Annotated in this window: 7 protein-coding genes; 2 read left to right on the top strand and 5 right to left on the bottom strand. The window is 58.7% G+C overall.

The window, feature by feature from the left end; genetic code table 11:
* Positions 1 to 242: 242 nt before the first annotated feature.
* The 5 genes from CKW20_RS01160 to treP all read right to left on the bottom strand — a co-directional run bounded on the left by CKW20_RS01160 (position 243) and on the right by treP (position 7675).
* The gene (locus CKW20_RS01160) at positions 243 to 533 is read right to left on the bottom strand and encodes a PTS transporter subunit EIIB (protein ID WP_095051300.1); all 291 of its coding nucleotides are present in this window, start codon (positions 531 to 533) and stop codon (positions 243 to 245) included.
* A gap of 2 nt (positions 534 to 535) precedes the next feature.
* Positions 536 to 3070 carry a phosphoenolpyruvate--protein phosphotransferase gene (gene ptsP / locus CKW20_RS01155; protein WP_095051299.1) on the bottom strand — a complete coding sequence of 845 codons (2535 nt, stop codon included), beginning with the start codon at positions 3068 to 3070 and terminating at the stop codon, positions 536 to 538.
* A gap of 62 nt (positions 3071 to 3132) precedes the next feature.
* The gene (locus CKW20_RS01150; RefSeq protein ID WP_095051298.1) at positions 3133 to 4356 is read right to left on the bottom strand and encodes a carbohydrate porin; all 1224 of its coding nucleotides are present in this window, start codon (positions 4354 to 4356) and stop codon (positions 3133 to 3135) included.
* A gap of 107 nt (positions 4357 to 4463) precedes the next feature.
* Positions 4464 to 6113 carry an alpha,alpha-phosphotrehalase gene (gene treC, locus CKW20_RS01145; protein ID WP_095051297.1) on the bottom strand — a complete coding sequence of 550 codons (1650 nt, stop codon included), beginning with the start codon at positions 6111 to 6113 and terminating at the stop codon, positions 4464 to 4466.
* 119 nt (positions 6114 to 6232) lie between these two features.
* Positions 6233 to 7675: a PTS system trehalose-specific EIIBC component gene (gene treP / locus CKW20_RS01140; protein WP_095051296.1), complete on the bottom strand. Its 1443-nt coding sequence runs from the start codon at positions 7673 to 7675 to the stop codon at positions 6233 to 6235.
* A 236-nt stretch (positions 7676 to 7911) separates the two neighbouring features.
* On the opposite strand from treP, the gene treR reads away from it, so the two are divergent.
* Positions 7912 to 8616 (top strand): trehalose operon repressor, encoded by a 705-nt coding sequence (gene treR, locus CKW20_RS01135; RefSeq protein ID WP_030129865.1) that lies wholly within the window; start codon positions 7912 to 7914, stop codon positions 8614 to 8616.
* Positions 8617 to 8719: 103 nt separating this feature from the next.
* Positions 8720 to 13315 (top strand): membrane-targeted effector domain-containing toxin, encoded by a 4596-nt coding sequence (locus CKW20_RS01130; protein ID WP_095051295.1) that lies wholly within the window; start codon positions 8720 to 8722, stop codon positions 13313 to 13315.
* Positions 13316 to 13333: the final 18 nt, after the last annotated feature.

Raw genomic sequence — 13333 nt, 5'->3', positions numbered from 1 at the left:
AGCAAAGCCCCCGCGCCTGATGAATGATCGTTCCCACGCTCTGCGTGGGAATGCAGCCCGTGACGCTCTGCGTCACATCGGTGACTGGCTCGACAGCGACGGTGTGGCTGGAACGCGGAGCGTCCCTTGAGGCATTCCCACGCGGAGCGTGGGAACGATCACCGTGTAGGGGAGTGTCAGATTTTTGTGTGCGGGCCGGTAACGGCCTGCCGCAAGGCAAGCCCCTCGCCACAAAGGTCCGGTTATGGCTGAAGTCCGGTAATCAGATGCACAACCCCATCCTCCAGCATCATCACCCCTGGTACCCCCGCCGCCGTTAACGCCTGCCGATCCATCCGCGCCATATCTCGCAATTCAACCCGCACCCGGGTCAACGCCACGTGCTGCTGCGACTTGAGGTTATCCACACCACCCAACGCGGCCACGACATTCGCGGCCAAACCGAAAACAGGCTGAGCCTCCACTTTTGGCTCATCCACCACCAGATCCGGCGTCAACGCTTTCCAGAACGCCCGCTGCATTTTCTCGAACATGCTCAGTTCTCCAGAACCAGTGAAGTATCGACCGTCGCCTCGTGGTGCAGCCGCAATGCCTCGCGTACCTGCTCGGCACTTTCCAGCCCCAGCACTTGCTGAGCGATGGCTTGGCAGTCCAGCAGATCCACTTCGCGAACTGCCGCTTTGATCGCTGGAATCAATGGCACGCTCACCGACAGTTCATCCACCCCAAGCCCCAGCAACAGCGGTACCGCCAGTTTTTCCGAAGCCATGGCACCACACACACCGACCCATTTACCGTGGGTATGAGCGGCTTTCACCGTGTTGGCGATCAAGCGCAGCACCGCCGGATGAAAACTATCGGCCTGACTGGCCAGCCGTGGGTGATCGCGGTCCATGGCCAGGGTGTATTGGGTGAGGTCGTTGGTGCCGATGGAGAAGAAATCCACCTCGGGCGCAAACAGATCAGCCATCAACGCCGCCGCAGGTACTTCGATCATAATTCCCAGTTTCGGCAATTCCTTGAGCCCCAACGCCAGCGCCTCTTCTTCAAGCAGTTGACGGGCCAGCCGCAACTCCGACAGCTGCGTGACCATCGGCAGCATGATGTGCAGGCGAGCCAGTCCGGCGCTGTTCAGAATCGCCTTGAACTGATCGCGCAACAGCTGCGGACGCTCCAGGCACAAACGAATCCCGCGCATACCCAGGAACGGATTGGTTTCGCGCTCCATCGGCACGTAGGCCAACGGTTTGTCACCGCCGACATCCAGGGTTCGCACCACCAGATTGCGCGCCGGTCCCACGGCGCGGGCGATAGCACTGTAGGTGGATGCCTGCTCGTCATGGCTTGGCGCGTGGTTGCGATCCAGATAAAGAAACTCCGAACGCAACAGGCCGACGCCCTCACCGCCCAGCGTCATGGCCTGTTCGGCTTCGACCAGGGAAGCAATATTGGCGGTGATTTCAAAGTGATGCCCATCGCGGGTACAGGCAGCAAACCCTGCATTTTCCAGCTCGTATTGCTGGCGTTTCTTTTGTTGCTGGCGATTGGCTTGCAACTGCTCAATGGCGGCCAGATCAGGATCAAGCTGTAGTTCGCCTTTGTCGGCATCGAGCAAAACCCGGGTGCCATTGATCAGTGCAAGCACCTGAACCGGCAACCCGCAGATCGCCGGCAAACCAAAGGCCCGCGCCAGAATCGCCACGTGGCTGGTGGCGCCACCGCCGACCGTGGCGAACCCCAGCACCTTGCGCGTGTCCAGGCCAGCCGTCTGGGAGGGCGTCAGTTGCTCGGCAATCAGAATCGCCCCGTCCGGCAACTCCATCGCATGATCCTCCACGCCGAGAATCAGCTTGAGTACCCGTTGACCGACGTCGGCCAAATCCGCCGCCCGTTCGGCCAGCAAGGCATTGCCCAGGCTTTTGAACAAGGCTGCCGTCGACTCTGTAGCCGCACGCCAGGCGAAACCGGCGCTTTTGCCGGCGTCGATCAGCGCCAAGGCCTGATCCAACAGGCTTGGGTCTTCGAGCAATTCCTGATGCGCCTTGAAGATGTCTGCCTGGGCGTCACCCGTGGCCTTGTCACGCAACTGCTGCAAGGCCAGAACTGCCTCAGACAACGCCCGGGACAGATGCTCGCGCTCAACCTGAGGACTCACGCCGAACTCACTCACCTCGAGTGTCTGCTGTGCAATTTGCACCACTTGGCCAAACGCCGACCCCGCCGAGGCGCAGACGCCGCGCAGCACTTTCAGCGATGAGGTCTCGACCACAACTGTCTCGGCCTCTGCCACCACCGTCACGGTTTCCCCGCAACCGGCAGTCAGTAACTCGGCCAGCGTCTTGATCGCCACTTCGGCATCCGCACCCACCGCGCTGACCTGCAGGATGTCGCCATGGGCGGTCTGCAAAGCCATGATCGCCACCAGGGATTTGGCGTTCGCACTGCTCTGCTGTTTATGCAGACAAATACTCGCCGAAAAGTCTTTCGCCGCTTGGGCGAACACTGCCGCAGGGCGAGCGTGCAAACCGTTGGCATTGGGCAACGTCACCGGTCTGGAGAACAGCGCTTCGCCCTCCTGCGCAATCCCCTCATCGGCCGCCACTTCGGATGGATTCAGACTCAGCAGCGGCTGACCGCTTTGCACCACACTCGTTTCGGGTGTCAGCCAGGTGAACGGCTCACCGCTGACCACCAGCATCAAGGTCAACAAACTGCGGGCGTTCAAGGCGATGTAATCGGCATCGAACTCGATCAGCGCCTGCCCCACCTCAACCCGCTGACCTTCCTCCACCAACCGGGTGAAACCCTTTCCAGCCAGGTTCACGGTATCGAGGCCGATGTGCATCAGCACCTGCACGCCATTGTCGTCGGTGATGCTGACGGCATGCCCACTGACCTGCACATTGCTGATCACCCCGGCCAGCGGTGCGCACAAGGCTTGCGAAGTCGGATCGATGCACAGACCGTCGCCGATCACGCGACTGGAAAACACTTGATCGGGCACTTGGTCCAGCGGCATCAGCACGCCGGACAGGGGTGCCAGCAGTTGCAATTGTTGGGGTGTGGCCATGACGTCACCTGCTGTTTTGTTCTTTGAAGTGCTGATGGAGCGCGAGGCTCCGACAGCATCGCTTATTTCCACCAATACTCGACCTGCAATCCGACGTTCGCACCGTGTCGCGCCGTGCCGAAGGTACCGGTGTCGGACAACGCCGAACCCGCCGCCAGTTCATTGGCCGCCCTTTTGGCCGCCTCGTTCCAGCTGGCATAGGTGTAATACAGACGCACCTCGGGGCGCGCCCAGAATTCCGGGCCTTTGGGCGACCAGGTCGGGGCGAAGGTGAACTTGCTCAGCTTGCGCGTCCCGCCCGTGGCTTCGACCTGATCGTGGCCCAGTTCGGTCACCAGTTTGAACTGCTCGGTGATCGCATACGCCGGACGAATCCCTAGGGAAATCCAGTTCTGGTCGGCGCCATCCGGGCGAATGTCCTTTTGATAAACAGCCTCGACCTGCCCACCAAATCGTGGCGTCACTTGCCAGTCAAAGAACTCCACCAGCCGGTAACTTTTGCTGCTGTCGTCCAGCCTCACGTTACCGGTATAGCCCAACCCGGTGCCGGGGCCTTCGCCGTACTGAAAGGCCAGTTTATTCTTGCCACCCAGAAAGCCTTTCTGCACATGTTGGGTGGTAATCGCCCAACCACGGTGAGCGTCGCGGCTGTCGGGTTTGTCGATGTAGCTCAAGCCGAATTCCAGCTCACCACCAGGATTGGTATTGAAGCCGGCGACGTTGAAGTCGTGACGGTTGATGTAGTTCTTCTGGTACAGGTTGTCCTTGCGCGAGAAGGCGTAGCTGTACTTCAGATCACCAATCAGCACATCTTCGATACCGCCACCGGTGGCGCTCTGGTTCCAGTAGTAGAAGTCGGAAATGTGGATATCGTTCCGCTTGTAGTAACGCCGACCGGCCCACAGCGAACCGCCGTTGAGACTGGGCATGTTCGACCACTGCGCGTACAGCTGCGGCAGGCGCACCGAGCCGTTCTCGCCGTTGAAGGTCAGGTCCTTGTCGTACTGGTTATACAGCGAGGCCATGCCGTCGACACTGAGCACCGAACCGTCGTCCAGGGTGTACAGATCCTGACGCAATTCAAGTTCAGCGTACTGCTCGCATTCGTTACCCAAACGGTATTTGGACTGCGCTCCCGGCAACTGGAAACACTGCTGTTTACCGCTGTTAACCGAGGTCCCGACGCCGCTGCGCAAGTAACCGGCGAATTCCAGCGCCTGGGCCGACAGTGGTAATGCCAGGCACACGCCCGCCGCTACAAGGCTGCGATTTATTGTTGTTTTCAAGAACCACCTCATTATTTTTATTGTGTGATGCAGCAAAATCGGCGCGCAAAACTCCCCCGCGCAGCGTTCTGCGTGTTTTTTGAAACGGTGTTTTTATTGGTTAAGGGCTAGTGGTTAGTCAGGTGCAGCACGAACGACTCAAACGGCCGTAAAAACACCTGCTGATTGCGCAGCGGACAGACCGGGTAGTTGCTGATCACCAGACGTTGAGTCATCGCTTCGCTGATCACGTCATCTGGCAGTTCGACTTCGCACGGCGCGCCATAGAAGTTGTTCAGCACCAGCAAACGCTCGCCATGGCCTTCACGCACGTACGCCCAGATTTTCGTGTGCTCAGGCAATAACTGCCGATACACGCCGTCGGACATCAGCGTTTCACTGCGGCGCAGGGCAATCAGTTGACGGTAGTGATGCAGCACCGAATCCGGGTCGTCGAGTTGATGAGCGACGTTGATCTGCGCCGCGTTGGCCGGCACGCCGATCCAGGGTTCGGCAGCGCTGAAACCGGCGTTCGGCTCGGCGTTCCAGTGCATCGGTGTGCGACTGTTGTCCCGGGACTTCTGCATGATCGCCGCCATGTTGTCGGCATCGCTGCTACCAGCCTCGCGCTTGAGCCGGAAGATGTTCAGGGTTTCGACATCGCGGTATTGATCAATGTGATCGAAGCCCGGATTGGTCATGCCCAGTTCTTCCCCCTGGTACACGAACGGCGTGCCCTGCAGGAAATGCAGCGCCGTGCCGAGCATCTTCGCCGACACCACCCGATGCTCACCGTCGTGACCAAAACGCGAGACCACCCGCGGCTGGTCGTGATTACACCAGAACAACGCGTTCCAGCCGCCGCCAGCCTGCATCCCGGTTTGCCAATCGGAGAGGATGCGCTTGAGTGCGAGGAAATCGAAATCGGCGCGAACCCACTTTTGCAGGTTCGGGTAATCCACCTTCAAGTGATGAAAGTTGAAGGTCATCGACAGTTCTTTCGACTCCGGCCGCGAGTAGCGTATGCAGTGTTCCAGGCTGGTGGACGACATCTCGCCGACGTTGATCAGGTCATGGCCTTCGAACACCTCACGGTGCATCTGCTGCAGGTATTCGTGGACGTTCGGGCCGTCGGTGTAGAAGCGCCGACCGTCGCTGTTGTCCTCGGGGAAGTCCGCCGGTTTGGAGATCAGGTTGATCACGTCCAGTCGGAAACCGCCCACACCCTTGTCGCGCCAGAAACGCATCATCTTGAAGACTTCGGCGCGTACCTGGGGGTTGTCCCAGTTCAGGTCGGCCTGCGTGTGGTCGAACAAGTGCAGGTAGTACTGACCGGTTTGGGCCTCGTACTCCCAGGCCGAACCGCCGAACTTGGATTCCCAGTTGTTCGGCTGGTCGCGCCAGATGTAGAAATCGCGGTAAGGGTTATCGAGGCTGCTGCGGGCCTGCTGAAACCAGGTGTGTTCGATCGAGGTGTGATTGACCACGATGTCGAGCATCAACTTGATCCCGCGCTTGCCGGCCTCGGCGATCAGCAACTCGCAGTCGGCCATGGTCCCGTAGCTCGGGTCGATGGCGTAGTAGTCGCTGATGTCGTAACCGTTGTCGCGCTGGGGCGAACGCAGGAACGGCGTGATCCACAGGCAATCGACACCCAGCCAGTGCAGGTAGTCGAGCTTGGCCACGACGCCGAGCAAATCCCCCGTGGGGTTGCCGGCGTGGCTGTGAAAACTCTTCGGGTAGATCTGGTAGATCACCGAACGTTGCCAGTCTTGCATGGCGGGATTCCTTCAGTAAGTTTTGTACTGGCCTTGGGGGCCTCTTCGCGGGCAAGCCTCGCTCCTACAGGGTTTCGCGTCCAAATGTAGGAGCGAGGCTTGCCCGCGAATGCAATCTGTCAGGCGACCCGATAACCCGGTCGGACAATCCTCATGCTCAACCCGCAGGTCAGAACAAACGGCACGACCATGGCAATCACCATCCCGACCACGAACATCGGAATGAACTGTGGAATGATCGAGATGAAACCGGGCAACCCACCGACGCCGATCGCCGAAGCCTGGACCTTGTTCAGCGACAGGAAAATGCAGCCCAGCGCCGAGCCGATCAGGGCCGCATAGAACGGAAACTTGTAGCGCAGGTTGACCCCGAACATGGCCGGTTCGGTGATGCCGAAGTAGGCAGAAATCGCTGAGGTCGAGGCCATGCTTTTGTCTCGCACACTGCGGGTCATGTAGAACACCGCCAGTGCCGCGCTGCCTTGGGCGAGGTTGGACATGACGATCATCGGCCAGATGAAGGTACCGCCCTGGGTGGAGATCAGTTGCAGGTCGACCGCAAGAAACATGTGGTGCATGCCGGTGATCACCAGCGGTGCGTAGAGCAGGCCGAAAATCGCGCCGCCGACCATGGGCGCCAGATCGAACAGGGTAACCACGCCTTCGGTAATGAGAATCCCCAGATGGCGGGTCACCGGGCCAATCACTGCCAGCGCCAGCACACCTGTGACGACGATGGTGGTGATCGGTACTACCAGCAATTGCACGGCATTAGGCACTCGCGCCCGCAGCCACTTTTCGATGACGCTCATCACGTAGGCCGCCAGCAGGATCGGCAGGATTTGCCCCTGATAACCGACCTTTTCGATCTGAAACATACCAAGGATGTCGAAGTACGGCAGGCTCTGCCCCTCCAGCCCCGCCACCGCTTTGCCGTAGTTCCAAGCGTTGAGCAGGTCCGGGTGCACCAGCATCAGGCCAAGCACAATGCCGAGGATTTCGCTGCCGCCAAAGCGCTTGGCCGCCGACCAGCCCACCAATGCCGGAAGGAACACGAAGGAAGTGTTGGCCATCAAGTTGATCAGGCTCCAGAGCCCGTCAAGCTTCGGGTAGGCGTCCAGCAAGGTCTTGCCCTCGATGAACATGCCCTTGGCGCCGATCAGGTTGTTGATGCCCATCAACAGGCCGGCAATGATCAGCGCCGGGAGGATTGGCATGAACACGTCGGAAAACACCCGCACCAATCGCTGCATCGGGTGGATCTTGTCGGCGCTTTTCTGTTTGACGTCGGCGATGGTCGAGGCGACGAGACCGGTTTGCCGGCGCAGCTCAGCGTAAACCTTTTCCACTTCGCCGGGGCCGATGACCACCTGGAACAGGCCGCCGGTATAGAACGAACCTTTGACCAGATCGATCTGGTTCAGCGTGGCGCTGTCGACCAGGCTCGGGTCCTTGAGGGCCAGGCGCAACCGTGTGACGCAATGCGCAGCCTGCTCGAGGTTGTCGCTGCCACCGAGGCTGTGCAGCAGCTCAGTGACGATGTTCGGATAGTCATGGCTCATGCTTGTTCATCCGCTGTAGTTTTTTGTTATTGGCAGCATGCCGAAGCGAAAAGTACTCGTCTGTACGAGTTATTGCAACAACTCGTACAGACGAGTTTGATTTGTTTACCCTGAACCCGACAGGCGGCGACATTTCCTACCTCCGAAGTCAAAGAAACCTAAAGCCACATGGACAAACCCCTACCCTGCCCTTAAGGTTCAAAACCTTGAGCACAGCGCGGCATAGAGCCATCCCCATGAGTAAATACAACCAGATCTATAGCGATCTGCTTGCCAGCATCACGACCGAACGTCTGGAACGCGGCGCACGACTGCCTTCCGAAACCGAACTGATGGACAGCTATCAGGCCAGTCGCGGCACCGTGCGCAAGGCCATCGAGCAATTGCAGGAGCGCGGTTTCGCCCAGAAAGTCCACGGCAAAGGCACCTTCGTGCTGTCGACCAACCCGATCGAATTTCAGCTCGGCGGCATCGTCAGCTTCCAGGAAACCTACCCGCGACTGGGCAACGACGTCAGCACTGAGGTGGTCGAGTTCACACAAATCCCCCTAGAAGGTCCGCTGCTGGAACACATCAAGGCGGCAGAAGGTAGCCTGATCACCCGGATCAAGCGCGTGCGGCGGATCGACGGTAAACGCGTGATCCTCGACATCAACCATTTCGTCAGCGACGTGATTCCCGGCCTGTCCCGCGACATCGCCGAACACTCGATCTACGCCTTCATCGAACAGACCCTGCAACTGCAAATCGCCTACGCCCAGCGCACCATCGAAGCGGTGCCCCGTAGCAAGGACGACCAGCAACATCTGGACCTCGATGGTCAGAGCCATGTGATTGTGGTCAGTAACCAGACGTTTTTGCAGGATGGGAGGCAGTTCGAGTACACCGAATCGCGGCATACTCTGGATAAATTCTACTTTTCGGATGTGGCGCGGCGCTGACACTTCTACACGATACGGAATCGCAAGTGGGCATAACTATGTAGTGCGTGTTGCTTGAACGAACGAGTCATCCTCGACACCTCGTTTTTCAAGGATAGAGAGCATGAACTCAACAGAAACACGCCCGCTGCCCAACGCCGCCGACAAGGCCGTACTCAAGGCCATCGCCACCACCGTCATCCAGACCTGCCCCGGCTTGAAGGATACGGCTCACGAAGTCGCCGGCGATTTACTGAAGAAGTACGGCATCACCGGCCTCGATCCGGATCATGTGTACTTCCATCGCTTCCAGGCAGCCCAAAGCAGCTCGAAAACCTTCACCGGTTGGGAGCATGTCGATGACAAGCCGACCTCCTCCCTGACCCTGACACAACTGGTAATCCAGCGTTTTCGTGCCACCGACCAGGACAACACCGACCTGCTCGACCTGTACGCGGGTTTCTATAGCGTCGGCCCGGATGCTGGCACTTTCGATGAAACCAACGAAGTGCGCCTGCATGGCAACGAGGTGCTGAAGGACTTCTGGAGCATTGATTTCAGTTCGCTGTACACCGATCGACTGACGGCCTTCTGGAACAATTCGGGCACCGACTTCCGCACCTTGGCCAAGTGCGATTTCCTGAACAAGGCGGTGCAGGCAAGGGATAAACACCAGTTGAGCGACGACGATTTCAATCTCGTCGTAGACGCCGTCATGGGACCGATGACCTGGCCGATCAGCCTGCAGCAGCTGCAATCGGAACACCCTGATACACAAATGCGGGTCCGCACCCTTGATGTCGATGGCTATGTCGCTACCAACATTCTGCGAATCGTAGCCCCCAAAGGTCGGCAAATCGTCTACCTGCCCGGTGAAACCGATGCGTTCCAGGTGTTGGAAACCGCCACGGACATGCACTGGTGGATGTTGCAACGGATGAACGCGGAGGCTGCGCGTCAGGCATTCATGACGCACTTCTCCCTGACCGATCGGCAGTCTGTCGCCGAGAACATCACCGATATCATGAATCGGCTGGTCAGCACCTGGGGCAAGTACGACCATCACCTGATCAACCAGAAAAACCAGGTCATTCACGGCGACGCATTCAGTTGGATGCGCGACTCGAGCAAAGACGCGATGTTCGACGAAGCCAAGCTGTCGTTGACCTCCAATGGCGATCTACGCAAAAAACTCTGGATCGGTTACCTCAGCGCCGGTGTGAAAGTGTTCGGTCCGATGGCCGTTGTCGGCTGGCCGGTCGCACTGCCAGTGGTCGGTGCCAGCATCGCCAACATGGGCTTGAACATCGATCAGGCGGTCAACGCAAAAACGGCCGAAGAGCGCAAGGCCGGTATTCTTGGCGCCGTGCTCAGTAGCATTGATTTGCTGTTCAACCTGCTCGTCCTGAAGGGCCCCGGCTCGCTGACAGAAATCGGCCCCGAGGTCGATGCCGCCGAAGCGGCGGAAATGGCCGACCTGATTGAATCGACGCAATCGGCCGAAGGGACCAGCCCGGTGACCGAACTCGAAATCGCGAAACCGGCCACCAACCCACCAAACGAGCAGGTGCCGGACGCCTACAAACTCAATGAGCCACTCAACGAGGACAGACTGGAACGTGAACCGGGTCAATTTCAAGGCACGTACCGGCTCGATTCCAATCCTTTGAGGGCTATCAAGCTCAACGACAGCGCTTATTACGTACGCTATGTGAACGATCCCAACGGGCGCAGTTACTGGGCAATCATCGATCCGGCCAATCCTCATGCCTTCACGGGTCCGATTCCCGTACGTTTAAGCGAAGGACAATGGGAGATCGTGCCCCGGCTGGGCCTGAAGGGCGGCATGGACGTACCGCCTGCTTCTGCCGGCGCAGCCAGTGAACCCACTGTCGCCGCGTGGGCGCGAGTACCGGGCGTTCATGTAGCCGGCCTCGAAGCACCTGACATGAGGGAACTGGCGCTCGGTGGAGCAGACCTGCACGGTGCGCCCGGATCCGACACTGTGCGCGAGTTCGAATGGGCTCATCAGGAACCTCGCAGAATCCTGGTGCGCGACGCCCGGACCTGGTACGAAGTTAATCCTCCGGTTCCCCGGATACCAGTATCGACGGCGCAGCCGATCGAAACGCCCGGCGAGCTGCTGGAAATGGCATTCGCGAACAAGCCGGGGCTGATCGTCGGCGAGCGCTACGGGAGTATCGGCAGCAAACAGTTCCTGATCGAAAACATGCCCGCCCTGGCCCAACGCGGGGTGAGGACGCTGTACTTGCAGGAACTGCTGGCAAACCTCAATCAACTCGATCTGGACACCTTTGCACGAACCGGCGAAATGCCCGAAGAGCTGGAAAACTACCTGAAGAAGCTCGACATCAAGGCCGGCAACGATCCCGACGGCAGGTTCAATCTGCAGGCGTTGGTAAAAGCCGCCAATGACCAGCGTATCCGGGTGCAAGCCATCGACATGTCGATAACCTACAACATCGGCGATACCCCGCTGACTCGACATCCTGACGACCAGATGGCGAGAAGTTTTTTTGCCAGCGAAGTCATTCACGCCAATCAATATTTCAAGGGCACGGCGAAATGGGTCGCCTTGGTCAATCAGGAAAACATGACGACCTTCAGGGGGTATCGGGGAATCAGTGAACAAACCGACGCGCTGAGCCTGCGTATCGATGATGTGCCACCGGGTCATGTACAGCCCATCAGCGTCGACCCGGGGCTGGCGGTGGAGTATGCGGACTATCCGGGTTCCCCTGTCGATGAGGCGGTGCCAGGTCAGACCGACCCCGACGGCATCCAGGCATTGATCAAAGGCGACTGGCGTGTGCAGATGCAAACCCCGTGGGCGTACCGATCCCTGCAAGCGTTGAAATCGCTGTTGTCGGAACCGGGGATGTTCACCTTTCAGCGTTATAGAAGCAGCATTCTGGTGGTTTATCGCGACGCTGACTATCGAATGGCGGACAGCGTCCTCCGCTCGACACCCGGCGGCCGGCTCAATCTGGATACCCCTTTGGCGCCAGCCTTCGAGTCCATGACAGTGGATAACCTTGATGAATTGAAACGGGCCTTGATCGCCAGGGGCATGCGGCCAATGGGCTGGTCCGAACTCTCGGATACCGAGGCGCTCGCCGCAGCACTGGGCGACGAACTCACACCCACCCTGGCGCAGCTTCCGCAAGGACCCAGAGTCCCGGAAAACTGGCAAGCCAACGAACTGCTCGAAGGAACAACCCCCGTCAGCGAGCCGGGAAAATACCAGGGCATCTATCGACTCGATTCCGACCCATCAACCGCCATTATGCTGAATGACACCGCCTACTACGTTCGCTTCCAAGAAGACGCCAACGATGTCGGGCATTGGGCTATCGTCGATCCGCAACGACCTTCGAGCTTCGCAGGTTCCATCCCTGTGCGCCTGAACGCCGAAGGTGAATGGGAAACGATGCCACGGTACGGACTCAAGGGCGGTGGCAAACCCTCGGCACCTGCGGGCTCAAGTACCGCCGTAGTGCCCCTGCCCGCCTCAGAGTACGACGTCCCTCCCCGACTAAGGCCGCACCTGGAAGAAGGCGCTTCCGGTTTGGCTGGTTATTCGATGCGCGATGCTTACGACGGCGTCAAAGCGTTCGACCCCTACCGGGATTTCAAGGCCATCAGGAAGCGTCTTTATCATGATGCCACTGAGTTCTTCAAGAACCCGGCGCTACCGCCTAAACCGCCCACTCCAGCCTTCGAACCATCTGCCAGTTCCGCGCAAGTCATTAAAAAGATTTTCGAAAATGCCCGAGGGCTGGTGATCGGCGAAAGCCACGGCGACATCGGCAGTAAAGAGTTCCTGATCGAAAACATGAGCGTGTTGGCCGAACACAATGTGAAGACGCTCTACATGGAACATCTGCTGACCGATTTCCATCAGGCAGCCCTCGACTCTTTCACCCAAACCGGGGCCATGCCCAAAGAACTGGAGACCTATCTGAAGGCACTCGATGCCGGGCACATGACCGATCCGCTTGAACGCTATACGTTCCTTGAGCTGGTCAAGGCGGCCAAGAAGCAACGAATCCATGTACAAGCCATCGACAGCATGGCGAGTTACAGGGTCAACGGCATGGAAATCACCTCGGGCCAGACATACATCTCGGATGCAACGGCGCGACAAAAAATGATGAACTACTTTGCCAGAACGATCATTCGTACCGACCAGGCTGTGCGTGGCGCGCACAAATGGGTGGCGCTGATGGGCAACTCCCATTCCAATACCTTCCAAGGCGTAGCCGGTGTCAGTGAGCTGGAGGAAGGCATTGGTATACGTGTCGAAGACGTCATGGAGGGTCAGTCAAAGGGTATCGCGGTGGATCCGGGAAAAACCCTGCCAACTGGCGAGGGCAATGAAACCGCATGGGTCAAAGGTGATCTGCGGCTGCAAATGGAATCGCCCTGGGTCGCGAAGACGACTCCTGAAATAGAAACGTTATTGACCCGTCCCGGTATGTATACGCTGAAGCAAGAACCCACCGGCACTTACCTGATGCATCGTGGCCGCGACAACGCTGTGGTGCGCACGCTGATTGAAACCGACGACAGTCTGTACTTCATCGAGCGCCCTCGCTGGCCTTCGGTCAACGGCAAACGCTTTGCCAACCTCAAGTTGCTGTTAAAGGCACTGGATGACATGAACATGACGTTGGCAGGTTGGTCAAAACCGCTGTAACCGGCGCACAAAAAAGCC

This window comes from Pseudomonas sp. Irchel s3b2 (assembly GCF_900187445.1).
In the GTDB taxonomy this organism is placed as follows: Bacteria; Pseudomonadota; Gammaproteobacteria; order Pseudomonadales; family Pseudomonadaceae; genus Aquipseudomonas.
Note: the sequence above shows the minus strand (reverse complement) of the source record. Positions and strands in the feature narration are given on the sequence as shown.

Coding starts and splice junctions, on each gene's coding strand:
- CKW20_RS01160 (WP_095051300.1), bottom strand. CDS start 533: ATGTTCGAGAAAATGCAGCGGGCGTTCTGGAAAGCGTTGACGCCGGAT.
- ptsP (WP_095051299.1), bottom strand. CDS start 3,070: ATGGCCACACCCCAACAATTGCAACTGCTGGCACCCCTGTCCGGCGTG.
- treC (WP_095051297.1), bottom strand. CDS start 6,113: ATGCAAGACTGGCAACGTTCGGTGATCTACCAGATCTACCCGAAGAGT.
- treP (WP_095051296.1), bottom strand. CDS start 7,675: ATGAGCCATGACTATCCGAACATCGTCACTGAGCTGCTGCACAGCCTC.
- treR (WP_030129865.1), top strand. CDS start 7,912: ATGAGTAAATACAACCAGATCTATAGCGATCTGCTTGCCAGCATCACG.
- CKW20_RS01130 (WP_095051295.1), top strand. CDS start 8,720: ATGAACTCAACAGAAACACGCCCGCTGCCCAACGCCGCCGACAAGGCC.